The following is a 14,837-nucleotide window of genomic DNA, read 5'->3' as shown; positions in this document are numbered from 1 at the left end:
ACCGCAGGTTCAAATTATTTGCCATTCCAGTGTAATGATTATATTCTGAAACACGGGAGTAACCGATGAAATTTCTGCATAAGCTTCTGCTTCTCATTTTTTTTCTGTCCTTTTTTCCAGCCTGCCGGAGCGGTTCGAATGATGAGAGGATCATTACAGTCGGTCGGGAAGATTGCGATTACACATCTCTGAGGGAGGCGGTTGAAGCCTTTTCCGACGATTGGGACAGAATCGTCCTTATGGATGATCTGACAATCGAATCGGGTATAGATATCACGAAAGAGGTGACAATCAGCGGCAGAGGAATGAAGAAAACAATTCTGGCGGGAGGAGAGACAGCAGAAGAAGCGGAAGACCGGATCTTCTTTGTTAAGTCCGAAGGCCGCCTGATTCTCGAAGACCTGTCGGTGACCAACGGCCGACCTTACGGATTGCACAGATGCGGCGGAGCCATAGCCAGCCAGGGTTTTGTAAGGCTGGAACGGGTCAGAATAGCCGATAATCAGGCGGTCTACGGAGTGGGAATCTGGAACGAAGGGGAAATGGAGATTTACGATTCCCTGATCGAAAACAATACAGGTCTCCGCCTGACGACGGCCGAGGTCAAAGACGCCACGGGCTGCACGGGAAGCGGAGGCGGCATAAAAAACGAACCGGGCGGCGTTATGACCATAAAAGATACGACCATCCGGGGAAACACAGCGATGAGACGGGGCGGCGGAGTATTCGTATCCTGCGAATCGCAGACGGTCATCGATAATTGCCTGATTGAGGAAAATTACGCATCCTACAAAGGAGGCGCCATCCATGTGCGGGGAGACCTGACATTAGTGAACACCCGGATCGTCAACAATGATTCCCGAACGGGTTACGGCGGGATATTGAATAAGGGAAGGCTTGAGTTTGAAGACAATATAATAAAGAGCAATGGTAAATTTGATTTTGCCCTGGGAGATAGCGAATCGGGCATCTACGGAAAAGGTATTGTCATCCGCGATGAGAATAACAGAATTGGAATCGACAACAGGAGAGAGAACTGATGGATAAACTGAAAGATGCGACAATAGAGTCTCTGCAGGATCTGATGGATAAGGGAGAGCTCAAGGCGGAAGACCTGGTCCGCTATTATCTCGAACGGATCGAAACATATGACCGGAAGGGGCCGGAGCTCAATTCCGTTCTGGAAATCAATCCCGATTCCCTGGAAATGGCCCGGAGTCTCGATAAGGAGAGAAAGGAAAAAGGACGCCGCTCTCCCCTCCACGGCATTCCGGTCATGCTCAAAGGAAATATCGACACGGGTGATAAAATGGAAACGACTGCCGGTTCTCTGGCTCTGGCCGGACACAAAGCCGCCGGCGATGCCTTTCTTGCGGAGCAGCTGCGAAAAGCGGGGGCGGTCATTCTCGGTAAGACAAACCTGAGCGAATGGGCCAATTTCCGGTCTTCCCGGTCCTCCAGCGGATGGAGCAGCCGCGGCGGCCAGACCCGCAACCCCTATGACAGGGAGCGGAGTCCCTGCGGATCCAGTTCCGGTTCGGGAGTGGCCGTTGCCGCCGACTTCACAACTGTGGCGGTGGGAACAGAAACCGACGGGTCCATCGTCTGCCCCTCCCAGAAAAACGGAATTGTCGGATTCAAGCCGACCATCGGCCTTGTGAGCCGGAGCGGCATCATCCCCATTGCCCACAGCCAGGATACGGCCGGTCCTATGGCCCGGACGGTCAGCGATGCGGTTTATCTTCTCGATGCCATGAAAGGGAGCGATTCCCGTGATGAATCCACCAGGCCTTTCGGTGTGAAAGGAGAGAAGGACTATGCATCTTTTCTGAAGTCCGGTGCGTTAAAAGGCGCTCGGATAGGACTGGTAAAGAGTTTCTGCGGATTCCGGAGCGATATTGATGAGATGGTCGCGGAGGCGGCGGAGCAGATGCGGCAAGCCGGTGCACAGATCATAGAAGACCTGGAGCTTCCCCATATGAGAGAATACGACGATGAGGAAATGGAAGTGCTCCTGTACGAATTCAAGGCCGATCTCAATGCCTATCTGTCCGGTGCGGGTGCTCCGGTGAAAAATCTCGAAGAGCTGATTGATTTCAACAGAAAGCGAAGCGGCGAAACCATGCCCTGGTTCGGTCAGGAACTGCTGATAAAAGCTCAGGAGAAAGGCGATCTGACGGAAGAGACTTATAAAAAAGCCAGAGAGAAATCTCTTCGTCTGGCTGGCGAAGAGGGAATTGACAGCCTCTTGAAAGAACATCAACTTCAGGCGCTGATCGGCCCTACCGGCGGTCCAGCCTGGAAAATAGACCTGATCAATGGAGACCATTACACAGGAGGCGGAGCGTCGCAGGCTGCGGCTATCGCCGGCTATCCCCATATAACCGTGCCTATGGGATTTGTTCATGGATTGCCTGTAGGGCTTTCTTTTATCGGAACGGCCTGGAGCGAACCGGTTCTGATCGGACTGGCTTACAGCTGGGAACAGATCAGCAGAAAGCGCCGGCCTCCGGAAATGTGAGGGTAAAGACCGGCCCCTTTTCACCGTTGGAAGCCGAGACGGAACCGCCGTAGTTTTCCGCTATGGCACGGACGATGGAGAGTCCCAGGCCGTGGTGTTTCTCTTTCCCTTTGTCGCGGGACGTGTAGAAACGGTCGAAAATTCTATCAAGATCCTCTTCGGGGATTTCCGGTCCCCGGTTGGAAATCGTCAGCCGGATCTTATCCCGGTCGGCGAAGAGCGCCGTCCCGATCGCTGAGTCATTATCACAGAATGTGGCGGCGTTCTCATAAATATTGACGAATATCTGGCTGAGCCTCTCCGGCGATGCCGTTACAGTTGCCTTTTCTCCCGAAGTCTGGAAATTCCATTGGAGAGAGGGATACCGCAGACGAAACCCCTCCAGAAGCCCGTTTATCAGCTTGTCCACATCAACCGCTTCCCTCTCCTCCTGTTCCAGACGGGAATCGAGCCGGGAAATCTCCTCCACGCCGTTGAGAAGAGACTCCATTCTCCTCGTATTGTCCTCTATCATGGTAAGAAACCGCTCTTTATCCTTCCCTTCCGCCGATTCTACCATCTGGGCGGCCGAGCGGATAACCGCGAGAGGATTTTTGAACTCGTGACTGATATCCCGGGAAAGGGAATCGATAAAACGGATGTGCCTGTCGAGCCGCCCCGTCAGGTCTACGAGAGAACGGGAGAGCAGGCCGATCTCATCGCCCAGCTTCATGGTCGTAAAGGAACCGCTGATCCGCCCCTTTCCCGTGCTGATGGAACGGGCTTCCCGTCCCAGCTTCTTGATTCGCGAAGATATGGTCGCCGACAGAAAAAGACTGATAATGACCGCGGCAATCAGCGATGCCAGAAAAATCTTCAGAATGACAAGGCGGATATTGTAGAGATCCTTCAGGATCCGATAGGTGGACTGGCTGCTGAGAACCGCCCCGATAACCTCATCGCCATTGTAAACGGGAATGGCCGTATAGAGGGTTACAGACCGCTGGCCGCCCGAAGACAATCTTGTAGCCGCACCGTAACGGCCTTCCAGAGCCGCCTGGACCTCGACGCCCTGAAAGGGATAGCGGGCATCATAATCATCGGGATCTCCGACGGGAACGGGAGGATCAAAGAGTTTCCTGTAGACCCGGATGGGATAGGTAGCCAGGCGGTAGAGAAGGGTATTCTCCCCGAGAACCTCCTGAGCGACAGTATCGAGAGAATCATAAGAGCGCGGGGAGACTTTGCCGACATTGGCCATATCCTCATCGATTCCATAGGATTGCTCTGATAGGGGGGAACTGGAATCGCCGATCAACCGCCCCCTATCATCGAGAACCCGCAGCCTCGTCTCGGTGCGCCCCGCCAGATTGGTAATGAAGCCTTCGACCTCTTTGCGGCTGATAGAGCTCTCTCCCCCAAGAGCCGCCGCCAGAATCCGCCCCTGCTGCACCATGGTTTTTTCCTGGGATACCAGGAGCTGCTCCTCGTAAACATCGAGATAGAGAACCGCCGCCACAGGGAGGAAAACGAGAAGAACATTAAAAAGAAGCAGACGGAATGAAATGCTAAGCGCCGACCTGCTTATACCTGTAGCCCAGGCCGTAAACCGTTTCGATTTCATCGAATTCCTCATCTTTCATCTGTATTTTCCGGCGGAGCCGTTTGATATGGGTATCTATGGTACGGCTGGAAACATAAGTCCCGACAGGATAAACCAGTTCCATCAGGGCTTCTCTGGTCCTCACGAATCCGGGAGACCGCGCCAGAGTGGTCAGCAGCAGAAATTCCGTCACCGTCAGATCGAGAAGACTCTGCTTCCAGGTCGCCGTATACTTCTCCGAATCGAGCTGCAGATGGCCAATTACATAGGGCGCTTTGGAACTCTCTTTCTCCCGTGCTTTCAGCCGCCGGAAGAGAACCTTTATCCGCACCGTCAGTTCCCGCACGGAAAAGGGTTTGCACATATAATCGTCGCCGCCGATTTCCAGACCGAGAATACGGTCGATCTCCTCATCCTTCGAAGAGAGAAAAAGTACGGGAACGGTTTCGGAAATAGTTCTGATTCTGCGGCAGAGCTCCAGCCCGTCCATCCGGGGCATGGAAACATCGAGTACGGCCAGATCGGGCAGACAGCGGGAGAAAGCGTCCCAGGCCTGCTCGCCGTCTCTGTAGGTGTCGCAGGAATACCCCTCTTTCTCAAGAGCGAACCGGAGGGTCTCTCTCAGATCGGCTTCATCGTCAACTACGGCAATTTTCATGTTTTCAATGTATCACGGCCGCAAAAGAAACTCCAAGCGCGGAAAAGACAATGTCACAGGATTGCCACATTTGCGCCCCTCCTTTGCCATGGAGAGAGGGCACAATGTTCCTATCAAAACAAATAGTGAGGATACCTGAATGAATGAAAATAGAATGATCAGCCGAATGAAGGATTGGGGAGGATCGCCCATGGCGAAACTTCTCGTAACGGTTTTTATCGCCCTTTTACTCCTGATTCCTGTCGCGGCGATCAAGGACCTGATGTGGGAACGGGAAAACCGCCGGGATGAAGCGGTGAACCAGGTGATCGACCAGTGGGGAGGATGGCAGTACCTGACCGGGCCTGTACTGGCAGTTCCGGTTGAGGAGGAATATGAAGAGCATTACAACGACCGCGTGGAGAAGGGAATCATCAACCATTATCTTTACATTCTTCCCGATTCACTGAAAATCGACGCTTCAATGGATACTCAGATCCGGGAGAAGGGGATCTTCAAAATCGAACTCTATACAGGAGATTTTACACTGACCGGAAGCTTTACCAGACCGGCGAACCCTCTGTGGGACCTGAACAGGAGCAAAGTGATCTGGGAAGACGCCCGTCTGATCCTGGGAATGGGAGATGTAAAAGGGCTGAGCCGCGATGTTGTGCTTGACTGGGATGGCAGTTCTCCGGCTTTTCAAGGCGGCACTTCGGGGACAAAACTCCTACCCGAAGGGATATGGGCGCCCGTTGAAATCAACCATGAGGGAAGCACGGCTTTCACCATGAATGTATCGCTTAAGGGCGGCGGATCAATCCGCTTCTTCCCCATGGGCGGCGAAACAGAGGTTTCAGTGAACTCCGACTGGATCAGTCCCGGATTTACCGGAGCCTTTATCCCGACGCAAAGGGAGCTGTCGGAAGAAGGATTTTCCGCCGGTTGGACTATCCAGTCGCTGGCCCGGAACTATCCCCAATTCTGGATTGACGACAACGTTACATGGCAGGATATAAACGGAAGCGGATTCGGCGTGGATTTCGTCTCACCGGTGGACGGCTATTTCAAAAGCCACAGAGCGGTCAAATACAGTCTCCTCTTTATATTTCTCCCTTTCGTGACTCTTTTTCTCTTCGAGATATTCGCAGCGGGGAAACTCCATCCGCTGCAGTACATAATGATCGGGCTGGCCGTGGTCATCTTCTTCCTGCTGTTGCTTACCTTTTCCGAGCATATGGCCTTCAATACAGCTTATCTTGTAGCGGCGGCCGGATCAGCTCTCCTCATATCTTTCTATACAGGAGCCGTTCTGAAGAGCCCTGTAAAAGGGGGACTGATGGCCGGATTGATGGGACTGCTCTACCTCTATCTCTATATGGCGCTGGCTTCGGAAGACTACGCTCTTCTGATCGGTTCGCTCGGACTGTTCATCATGCTGGCGGGAGTCATGATCTTTACAAGAAAAATAAACTGGTATGAAATAGGAGAGAAATGAGAAAAGGGCGCTTGCCCTTTTCTTTAATAATTGTTACCTTTCCAATTCAATTCTTTATATATACAGGAAATACAATCATGAAATTCTCTCCTTCAGGAATCAGGAGACCGGAAAACCTGAAAAATGATTTATTATCAGGACTGACCGTGGCTCTCGCCCTGGTTCCGGAAGCTATTGCTTTTGCATTTATAGTCGGAATCGACCCGACAATCGGTTTATATGCCGCTTTTATGATGGGGCTTGTCACAGCGGCCATCGGAGGACGCCCCGGAATGATTTCCGGAGCAACCGGCGCTGTCGCTGTTATTTTCGCTCCCCTTGTCCGGGAACAGGTTAAAAAAGGCGGAATGGAATCGGCTCTGGACTACCTTTTCGCCGCTGTCGTCCTTATGGGACTGATACAGATTCTCTTCGGAGTCCTGAAGCTGGGTAAATTCATACGGCTTGTTCCCCACCCCGTTATGCTCGGATTTGTAAATGGACTGGCCATTGTGATCTTCCGTTCCCAGTTTGAAATGTTCTTCACCGGCCATGCCGAAACATTTGAGGAAAAAGCTCTTGTACTGGGAGTAATGGGAATACTCATTGCTATGACAATGGCCATCATCCAGTTCCTGCCGAAACTGACCAAAGCTGTCCCGGCGACTCTGGTCGCCATTATCACGGTCAGCCTTATCTCTTTCATCCTCAACAAAGCCGGCATATCCGTTCTCAGCGTCCTCGATTTTGTTCAGGAAAAAGACCCGGCCCGAACGACTCTGGCCGCCAGTCTGCCGACATTTTCTCTCCCCCGGATCCCTGTCAGCATTGAAGCCCTGAAAAAGATTTTCCCCTACTCCATGCTGGCGGCATCGGTCGGACTGATAGAATCTCTGATGACCCTCACCCTTGTCGACGAACTGACTGACACAAGGGGAAGAGGCAATAAGGAGTGTATCGGCCAGGGCGTGGCCAATATGGTCAACGGGCTCTTCGGCGGAATGGGCGGTTGCGCCATGATCGGCCAATCGGTCATTAATATCAAAGCGGGAGGACGAAGCAGGCTTTCGGGAATCACTGCTGCTGTAGCTTTACTGGGATTTATCCTATTCGGTGCTCCTCTTATCGAGAATATCCCCCTCGCCGCTCTTGTGGGCGTTATGTTTATGGTCGTAATCGGAACCTTCGAGTGGTCCAGTTTCAGGGTCATGAAACAGATTCCCAAGTCCGATGCTCTGGTAATCGTTCTGGTATCGGTCGTGACGGTTACAGTCGATCTGGCCATAGCCGTTGCTGCGGGGATTATTTTCTCGGCGCTTGTTTTCGCCTGGGAGAAGGGAAAGAAGATCGATTTTACAGAGACAACAGATGAAAACGGGACAAAGGTGTACAAACTCAACGGCGCCCTTTTCTTCGCTTCGGTTCATTCCTTCAAAGATATATTCCGCTTTGCCGAAGACCCGGAACACATTGTAATCGACTTTATGCACACCAGGGTTCACGATCATTCGGGAGTGGAAGCACTCAACTTCGTTACGGAAAAATACTCATCCCTCGGCAAAAAACTGCATATACTCAACCTGAGCCACGAATGCCGGATTCTGCTGAAGAAGGCGGACGGGATTGTGGAAGTGTCGGAAATCGAAGGACTGGAATGGCATCATCTGGCAGATGATAGCCTGGCATAGACCGCCTGATAAAGAATTCTTGCACCCCCTTATGTCTCAGGCTATTATTTCAGATAGTTGTAAAAAGAGAAGCGGCATAATAACAATCCTTGCCGCTTCTGGGAGCGTATATTATCAGAACACTGACAAGCATTCTCTTAACGCTGTTTTTCATCTCGGCGGGTAGTTCCGCAGAAGGAAGCATTACTGTAAATCAGATTGAGCCTGAAAGCCATCTTTTCGGGATACTGGAAAAGCAGATTGTTCACCGCGATGACGACGGAGCCTTAATAAAAATTGAAAATTTCCTTACAGAAAGCGCTTCAATTCAGAACGGAATGAAAAAACAGATCGATTACTATGAAAACGATATAATCTACCTGTTTGAAATATGGTTTACCGACTCGGAAGCTGAAAATACAAATTGCCTGTCCAAAAGAGAATATGTCGATGAATCGGATAAAATAATCGGGATCGATTTTCTGATGAATGATGGATCGTTCTTTCAAACAAGAGGCGACTTGGTCGATGTGGCGCTCAAATTCACCCTGAAAAGCTTTAAATCCTACTCGGATTACCATAAAAATAACATTTCCGATACCACAATGTCTTTTGAAGCCCGTTTAAACAGCTCTATGGCTTACGCGACTTTCCAAAATGATATCATTCCCATAACAAAAACCGACAGGGACATGATTCATTACTGGACTAAGTCTCTCTCCCTTAACGATTTCTCAACTTTGTACAATAAGAAAATACTGGTTAAAGAATCCGGGGAAACATTTTATATCCTGTTTCAGGATTCCCTATTCGAGCATATCAACGCCGGCGATTCCGCATTGATCTATTACTACTTTATCGGCGGATCTCAGGAGGGGCCGGTTTTCCTGGCAATCGATTATATTGAGAAAAAGGATTCTTAAATGAAAAGCCTCAAAATTTTACTTCTTTCTTCAACACTGATATTAGGCTCCTGCAACTCTGTTGAATTCAGTGATTACATATTTTCAGATGAAGAAATCAAAGCTCTGGAAGATGAATCGGCTGAAATTGATGCCATGGTTAATACCTCAGCCAGAAAATACTATGAAACATATTTCAAGCTGGGAACAGCTTACTACCAGAAAGGCGAAATGCCCGAAGCGCTTGAAGCAGTCAACAAAGGCTTAAGGCTCCGATCGACAGATTATACTTATCAATACCTTAGCGCTCTGATCGAATTCGAGTTGGAAGACTATAATTCTTCATACATAAGGACTCTGAAAATTCTGGAAAAATCTTCAGATAAAGGTTTGCTGGACAAAGCCGAAAAACTCCAGGCAAAGATTTTGAGAACCGGATATGAATATCATGACATATCAATTCCCGATATGTCCGATAAGTATGTCTATCTGATGCGATTGGGAGAAATCGATGGAATCTTCCAGAAGGCGATTCAGGATCGCATTGAGGACGAGTTCAGAATCGAAGTGCGGATTCTGGATAAAATAATACTCCCTGTTGAAGAAAATAAAAAAGATAACCACCTGAAGTATTTCGACTCTGTAATTCAAAAGTTTATCGACCGGAACGGACAGGATACATTTGATCTTGTCATCAAAGAACTTAACAGGAATGGCCCGATTGGAAATATCGAAGAGGAATTCGTCCGCTTTCTCTATCTGCAAGAAGAAAATGGAGCGGAATTGTGGGAAAAAAACATGTCGCTTATTCAGGATCAGTATGATGCCGGCAAATCCTATACCGTTTTAAAGCATGTCTTTGCTGATGAGCTGAAAGAACCGGATTGCCTGGGGATTCTGGCTGTAACTTCAAGCGATATTTACTCGGGCGATTACAACTTCCTCTTCGGCTGGGGCAATCCGGATATATCCATTATGAGTTATAACAGGTTCGTACGGGATAATGCCGGTCGTTCAAAGGAAATCAAACGCACTGTCATGCAGGCTTTCTCCTCAACGGGATATCTTATAGGTATTCCGAGATGCACAGATCCGACTTGCGCAAGAGCCTACCCGCATTCGCTGGAAGAGCACGATATGAAAGATGACATTCTTTGTGACGAATGCAAAAACAACCTGATAGAAGCCTACTCGGAAATGTGACAAATATCATCTTGATATGAAGGGAAACTCATTTATACTTATCTGAAAGATTGAGGAGTGTAAAATGAGTTCCCGCATCAACATCTATAAAAATATCAATGAACTGTCTGATAAAATCGATACGATAAAAAGCCGATTAGCTGCGCCGCATAAAAAGTTTTCGGGAATATGCGGATTCGACGGATTTATCGACACCTTCATCCGTATGGAGGATCCGTCGTCCATGGCGGATTTCGGCCCCAGAGTTTCAGCCGCAGCGGGGATAGCCGCATCCTACAGGGTCAAGCATAAGGGGGACAAATTCGGCGGTAACGGGCCTCTCTTCGCCGGAGCGCTGAGCGATATCTTCCGGAGAGAAATAGAACTCTCCTACATAGGCGGTATCGGAAAGGACGAAGTATCACCCATCTTCCGCAAGGCTCTGGAAGACAAAGTCGACAATATATACACCCTGGCCGACCCGGCCCACAGCGATTGTCTGGAGTTTACCGATGGAAAAATCATGCTCAACGATCTGAGCAGCTGTGCGGAAATCACCTGGGAGCGGTTACGGGAAGTCATGGGCATGGAAAAACTCGATGAAAAGTTGAGCAGGGCTGACTACATAGGTGCCGTAAACTGGGGGAAACTGGTCAACGTCGGCGAGATATGGGAAAATATATCTCTCAGACTGACGGAACTGCAGGTTCCGGCCAAAAAAGTTCATTTCTTTATGGACCTGGCGGAGTTCGAACAGAGACCGGAAAAAGATATAAAAGGATTGCTCGATCTTCTGGTTCTGATTACTGAGCAGTCCACGTCCATTCTGAGTTTCAACCTGAAAGAAGCCTGGGAAATGGGCGATTTCCTCGGAAAAGACTTCCGGGGCAAAAAAGATCCCGAAAGCGCTGCGGAACTGGCAGCCTTTATAAAAGCAAATGTAACCGCAGATAAAGTTGTGATCCATCCCAATGACGGAGCTGTCTGTTCCGGAGAGGAGGAAACAGTATATGTTCCCGGCCCCTACTGCAGGGAACCGCTTATATCTACCGGTGCCGGCGATAACTTCGGGGCCGGCTGTCTGGCAGCATCTTTAAAGGGATTGGATGATACAGGAATGATCCTCGCCGGCGTCTGCTCGTCGGGACATTTTGTCCGATCGGGAGAATCCCCCACTTTTGAACAGATGGTCAATCTGATCGACTGCTGGCAAAAGGGAGAGATTCCCGAAAGGCTTTAGGATTTCAGGATTTAGTCCGGGGCCTTGAATTTCTGTTATTCCGGCCGCTCTGGCTTTTCCGGTTTCCCGAACCTGATTGATTCGGTTTTCTGTTATTCTTCAGATAGGGCTTTCTGTCCGGTTTAACGCGGACGGGAGTGTCCGTTTTTGATGCCTCGGAACGTGGCGATTCCTGTCTTGCCGGATTTGAAGACCGGGATCTTACCCCCTCTTTTCCCGACTGAGTATTTACTTTCGTCGCCGTCTCTCCCTGAAACCGGGGAATAACTGTAACGGGGATCTCCTGCTTCAGAATCCTTTCGATTCTCTGGAGCTGCTTTACCGATTCGCCGTGAACGAAAGTGATGGCCGTACCGGATTTCCCCGCGCGTCCCGTCCGTCCGATTCTGTGAACGTAATCTTCGGGAACCTGGGGAAGATCGTAATTGACCACATAATCGAGATTGTCGATCTGGAGCCCTCTTGCCGCAATATCCGTAGCCACAAGCACCTGGATATCGCCTTTTTTGAAATCGTCAAGCGCTCTGGTTCGCGCTCCCTGGCTCTTATCGCCGTGTATAGCGGCCGAAGGCACACCGTTTTTATCGAGAAACTTCGCCAGTCGCGAAGCGTTGTGTTTCATGGAAACGAAAACGAGAGCCTGATACCAGGCGCCCTCATTAATCAGATGAAGAAGAAGCTCCTTTCTCATGCTGGCCGCTACGGGATAAACGAGCTGTTCCACTTTTTCAGCGGCCGTGTTGCGCGGCGTCACTTCCACGCTGATCGGGTTGTTGAGAACTGTCTCGGCGAGTCCTCTTATATCCTTGCTGTAAGTTGCCGAGAACAGGAGATTCTGTCTGCTTTCCGGCAGTTTTTTCAGGATCTTTTTAATATCGTTGATAAAACCCATATCGAGCATGCGGTCCGCTTCATCGAGAACCAGAACTTCCACATTATTGAGATTAATCGTTTTCTGATTGATATGATCGAGAAGTCTCCCCGGGGTCGCAACGACAATGTCAGCTCCGTTTTTGAGGGTGCTGATCTGGGGATTTATTTTTACTCCGCCGAAAATCTTTACAGTATTGAGATTCAGGTTCCCGCCGTATGAGCGGAAACTTGTGCAGACCTGATCGGCCAGTTCCCTTGTGGGAGTGATGACGAGGCTCCGGGGATGCCGGACTCTTTTTTCCGATTCGCTCAGCCTGTGCAGCACGGGAAGCGCGAAAGCCGCGGTCTTGCCCGTACCTGTCTGGGCGCCGCCGAGAACATCTCTACCTTTGAGAACAGCGGGAATGGCCTGAGCCTGTATGGGCGTGGGTTTATCGTAGCCTTTCCTCTCCAGAACGGAAAGGATTTCGGGCTTGAGCCCGAGTTTATTGAAAGTCATTAACATATCTCCTGTGTTTGCGGGTCCCGCGGTTTTAAAGCCGCACCAGTCCGGGACACCGTTTAATTAAAAGGTATGCGTAACGACCGGTAATTATTCTTCGCGAGGGGCAAACATATCAGTTGTATAAAGAAATGTACAGCCTCAGTTGCCCTTATCTGTATTATTCGCAGAGGAATCGGCTAAGCCCGATCCTGTCTGTCGCTTTTTAGATTCGGAAAAACCGCCTGCGAATAATCTGTGCCGCTATGGCGCAGAAGAGAAAACCCAGAGTCGTCACCGGAGCATAGACACTGAGCGCACTGTAACCCAGAAGGCTGACTTTTTCCGCATTCTCAAAAGGAATCAAAGTGGCATAGGCGGCAAAAAACAGAAACAGGGAAAGGACAAGCATGGCCATAAAGCCCTTTTTTCTTATCATGACGGAACCTCCTCTATTAATTATACTGGAGGTCCCGCCTGAATGAAACAGGTATTATCCGATAGCGTCGCTCCCCTTCTCTCCCGTACGGATCCGGATACACTCTTTCAATTCGGTAACAAAGATTTTTCCGTCGCCGATATTGCCGCTCCGCGCCCCTTTGATGATGGCATCGACAGTCGGTTCGACAAATTCTTTATTGACGGCGATATCCAGTCGTATTTTATTCATCAGGTTGACTTCCGAAACGACTCCTCGAAAAGACTCTTCATAGCCTTTCTGCTGACCGCATCCTTTCACCGAAGTAACGGTCATTTTATGTACATTGGCATCAAATAGAGCCTTTTTAACATCTTCAAATTTCTGGGGCTGTATCATAGCGGTTACTAAAAACATACTCATCCTCCTATTCTACTATCTGGAATCCCGAATAGGATTCCAGTCCGTGTTCACCGATATCCAGTCCCAGATACTCTTCTTCCAGAGAAGCTCTGAGACCTATTGTCTTATCGATGATAATAAATATCGTTCCCATGGCAACAAGAACGAATGCGGCTATGGAAAAAACGCCGAGGCTCTGCACGCCGAGCACTTTGAAACCGCCCCCGAAAAAGAGACCTTCCGACGAAAGTCCCAGAGCCTGTCGGCCGAAAAGCCCCACCGCCAGAGTTCCCCAGATGCCATTGACTCCGTGCACCGGAAATGCTCCGACAGGATCATCAATTTTAAGCTTATCGAGGAGGAGGGAAGCCAGAACAACCATAACGCCTCCGACAGCACCGATCAGGATAGAGGACCAGGGACTGACGAAAGCACAGGGTGCGGTTATGGCGACCAGACCGGCCAAAGCGCCGTTGAGAGCCATAGAGAGATCGGGTTTACCCGTAATAGCCCAGACCATTATCATGGCGAGGATTCCTCCCGCCGCGGCGGCGAGGTTCGTATTGATGGCGACCAGAGAGATGAGCGATCCGTCGCCGACGCTGAGAGTCGACCCGGGATTGAAACCGAACCATCCGAACCACAGAATGAATACGCCGAGGGAAGCTAATGGTATGTTATGGCCTGAGATCATTTTAACCGTCCCGTCGGGGCGGTATTTCCCGGTTCTCGGTTTGAGAATGATTGTTCCGATAAGGGCCGCCACACCACCTGTTGTATGGACAACGGCCGAACCGGCGAAATCGGCAAAGTTCAGAGAGGAAAGCCAGCCTCCTCCCCAGACCCAGTGGCCGACGATCGGATAAATGAAGGCGGAGATGAGAAAGGAGTAAACCAGGTAGGCTTTAAACTTCATCCGCTCCGCCATTCCTCCGGCAACTATTGTGGCGGCAGCTCCGCAGAAGGCAGCCTGAAAAAGCCAGAAGGCCCAGAGAGGCACATCGGCGCCGCTTTTGGCATCGATCATGAAAAACCCGCTGAATCCCGCGAAAGCGGAACCTGTTCCGAACATGAGGGCGTAACCGAAAACGAAAAATCCGATGGAAGCCATGCAGAAATCGAGGAAGTTCTTGGTCAGAATATTGGTCGCATTCTTGGAGCGGATAAAACCCGCTTCGACCATACCGAATCCCGCCTGCATGAAAAAAACCAGAAAGGCGGCCAGAAGAACCCAAACCGTATCGAGTCCGGTTTGAAGCTGAGACAGAGACACCCCTTCCGCGCTGAGGGGTCCGATAAGAAAAACTGACAGAGCAGCCGACAGGAGAACTTTCCTGCCTTTGAGATAATCCATAATTTTCACTCCATTCACTTACTTGGTATATAGTTAAGCAATGAACGTGCCACTTATGATGAATTTATTTATTTCGAAACTCGTAGACAGGTGCATATCCG

The 14,837-nt window shown here is 50.0% G+C and carries 13 protein-coding genes; 7 read left to right on the top strand and 6 right to left on the bottom strand.

The window, feature by feature from the left end; translation table 11 throughout:
• Positions 1 to 65: 65 nt before the first annotated feature.
• Both HNR50_RS19620 and HNR50_RS19615 read left to right on the top strand, forming a co-directional pair.
• The gene (locus tag HNR50_RS19620; protein ID WP_184748504.1) at positions 66 to 1,040 is read left to right on the top strand and encodes a right-handed parallel beta-helix repeat-containing protein; all 975 of its coding nucleotides are present in this window, start codon (positions 66 to 68) and stop codon (positions 1,038 to 1,040) included.
• Positions 1,040 to 2,521 carry an amidase gene (locus tag HNR50_RS19615; protein ID WP_184748503.1) on the top strand — a complete coding sequence of 494 codons (1,482 nt, stop codon included), beginning with the start codon at positions 1,040 to 1,042 and terminating at the stop codon, positions 2,519 to 2,521. The genes HNR50_RS19620 and HNR50_RS19615 overlap by 1 nt, the downstream gene beginning before the upstream one ends.
• Here the strand turns inward: HNR50_RS19615 and HNR50_RS19610 are convergent.
• Together HNR50_RS19610 and HNR50_RS19605 are read right to left on the bottom strand one after the other, a co-directional pair.
• Positions 2,490 to 4,124 (bottom strand): HAMP domain-containing sensor histidine kinase, encoded by a 1,635-nt coding sequence (locus tag HNR50_RS19610; RefSeq protein WP_184748502.1) that lies wholly within the window; start codon positions 4,122 to 4,124, stop codon positions 2,490 to 2,492. The two genes, HNR50_RS19615 and HNR50_RS19610, sit on opposite strands and share 32 nt — an antisense overlap.
• A complete protein-coding gene (locus HNR50_RS19605; protein WP_184748501.1) occupies positions 4,069 to 4,761 on the bottom strand; it encodes a response regulator transcription factor in 693 nt (230 codons plus the stop codon). The genes HNR50_RS19610 and HNR50_RS19605 overlap by 56 nt, the downstream gene beginning before the upstream one ends.
• Before the next feature lie 139 nt (positions 4,762 to 4,900).
• On the opposite strand from HNR50_RS19605, the gene creD reads away from it, so the two are divergent.
• The 5 genes from creD to HNR50_RS19580 all read left to right on the top strand — a co-directional run bounded on the left by creD (position 4,901) and on the right by HNR50_RS19580 (position 11,208).
• Positions 4,901 to 6,238 carry a cell envelope integrity protein CreD gene (creD, locus tag HNR50_RS19600; RefSeq protein WP_184748500.1) on the top strand — a complete coding sequence of 446 codons (1,338 nt, stop codon included), beginning with the start codon at positions 4,901 to 4,903 and terminating at the stop codon, positions 6,236 to 6,238.
• Between the two features lie 77 nt (positions 6,239 to 6,315).
• On the top strand, positions 6,316 to 7,905 hold the full coding sequence (locus tag HNR50_RS19595; protein WP_184748499.1) for a SulP family inorganic anion transporter: 1,590 nt from the start codon (positions 6,316 to 6,318) through the stop codon (positions 7,903 to 7,905).
• Positions 7,906 to 7,994: 89 nt separating this feature from the next.
• Complete coding sequence (locus HNR50_RS19590) at positions 7,995 to 8,807, top strand: hypothetical protein (protein ID WP_184748498.1); 813 nt, start codon at positions 7,995 to 7,997, stop codon at positions 8,805 to 8,807.
• A complete protein-coding gene (locus HNR50_RS19585; RefSeq protein ID WP_184748497.1) occupies positions 8,808 to 9,989 on the top strand; it encodes a hypothetical protein in 1,182 nt (393 codons plus the stop codon).
• A gap of 64 nt (positions 9,990 to 10,053) precedes the next feature.
• Positions 10,054 to 11,208, top strand: a complete 1,155-nt coding sequence (locus tag HNR50_RS19580; RefSeq protein WP_184748496.1) for a PfkB family carbohydrate kinase — start codon at positions 10,054 to 10,056, stop codon at positions 11,206 to 11,208.
• Between the two features lie 4 nt (positions 11,209 to 11,212).
• On the opposite strand, the gene HNR50_RS19575 is transcribed toward HNR50_RS19580, so the two are convergent.
• From HNR50_RS19575 to HNR50_RS19560, 4 genes are all read right to left on the bottom strand, one after another.
• Positions 11,213 to 12,580 (bottom strand): DEAD/DEAH box helicase, encoded by a 1,368-nt coding sequence (locus HNR50_RS19575; RefSeq protein WP_184748495.1) that lies wholly within the window; start codon positions 12,578 to 12,580, stop codon positions 11,213 to 11,215.
• 208 nt (positions 12,581 to 12,788) lie between these two features.
• Positions 12,789 to 13,001: a hypothetical protein gene (locus HNR50_RS19570; RefSeq protein ID WP_184748494.1), complete on the bottom strand. Its 213-nt coding sequence runs from the start codon at positions 12,999 to 13,001 to the stop codon at positions 12,789 to 12,791.
• A gap of 54 nt (positions 13,002 to 13,055) precedes the next feature.
• Complete coding sequence (locus HNR50_RS19565; RefSeq protein WP_184748493.1) at positions 13,056 to 13,397, bottom strand: P-II family nitrogen regulator; 342 nt, start codon at positions 13,395 to 13,397, stop codon at positions 13,056 to 13,058.
• Positions 13,398 to 13,407: 10 nt separating this feature from the next.
• The gene (locus HNR50_RS19560; protein ID WP_184748492.1) at positions 13,408 to 14,736 is read right to left on the bottom strand and encodes an ammonium transporter; all 1,329 of its coding nucleotides are present in this window, start codon (positions 14,734 to 14,736) and stop codon (positions 13,408 to 13,410) included.
• Positions 14,737 to 14,837 lie beyond the last annotated feature (101 nt).

Origin of the sequence: Spirochaeta isovalerica (assembly GCF_014207565.1) — a bacterium.
In the GTDB taxonomy this organism is placed as follows: domain Bacteria; phylum Spirochaetota; class Spirochaetia; order DSM-2461; family DSM-2461; genus Spirochaeta_F; species Spirochaeta_F isovalerica.
The sequence above is the reverse complement of the archived record's forward strand: the minus strand, read 5'-3'. Positions and strand labels throughout refer to the sequence as shown.

Bases quoted from the DNA above. Each gene is read 5' to 3' on its own strand.
- HNR50_RS19560 (WP_184748492.1), bottom strand. From the start codon at position 14,736: ATGGATTATCTCAAAGGCAGGAAAGTTCTCCTGTCGGCTGCTCTGTCA.
- HNR50_RS19575 (WP_184748495.1), bottom strand. From the start codon at position 12,580: ATGACTTTCAATAAACTCGGGCTCAAGCCCGAAATCCTTTCCGTTCTG.
- HNR50_RS19620 (WP_184748504.1), top strand. From the start codon at position 66: ATGAAATTTCTGCATAAGCTTCTGCTTCTCATTTTTTTTCTGTCCTTT.
- HNR50_RS19585 (WP_184748497.1), top strand. From the start codon at position 8,808: ATGAAAAGCCTCAAAATTTTACTTCTTTCTTCAACACTGATATTAGGC.
- HNR50_RS19570 (WP_184748494.1), bottom strand. From the start codon at position 13,001: ATGATAAGAAAAAAGGGCTTTATGGCCATGCTTGTCCTTTCCCTGTTT.
- HNR50_RS19565 (WP_184748493.1), bottom strand. From the start codon at position 13,397: ATGTTTTTAGTAACCGCTATGATACAGCCCCAGAAATTTGAAGATGTT.
- HNR50_RS19615 (WP_184748503.1), top strand. From the start codon at position 1,040: ATGGATAAACTGAAAGATGCGACAATAGAGTCTCTGCAGGATCTGATG.
- HNR50_RS19595 (WP_184748499.1), top strand. From the start codon at position 6,316: ATGAAATTCTCTCCTTCAGGAATCAGGAGACCGGAAAACCTGAAAAAT.
- creD (WP_184748500.1), top strand. From the start codon at position 4,901: ATGAATGAAAATAGAATGATCAGCCGAATGAAGGATTGGGGAGGATCG.
- HNR50_RS19605 (WP_184748501.1), bottom strand. From the start codon at position 4,761: ATGAAAATTGCCGTAGTTGACGATGAAGCCGATCTGAGAGAGACCCTC.
- HNR50_RS19610 (WP_184748502.1), bottom strand. From the start codon at position 4,124: ATGAAATCGAAACGGTTTACGGCCTGGGCTACAGGTATAAGCAGGTCG.
- HNR50_RS19580 (WP_184748496.1), top strand. From the start codon at position 10,054: ATGAGTTCCCGCATCAACATCTATAAAAATATCAATGAACTGTCTGAT.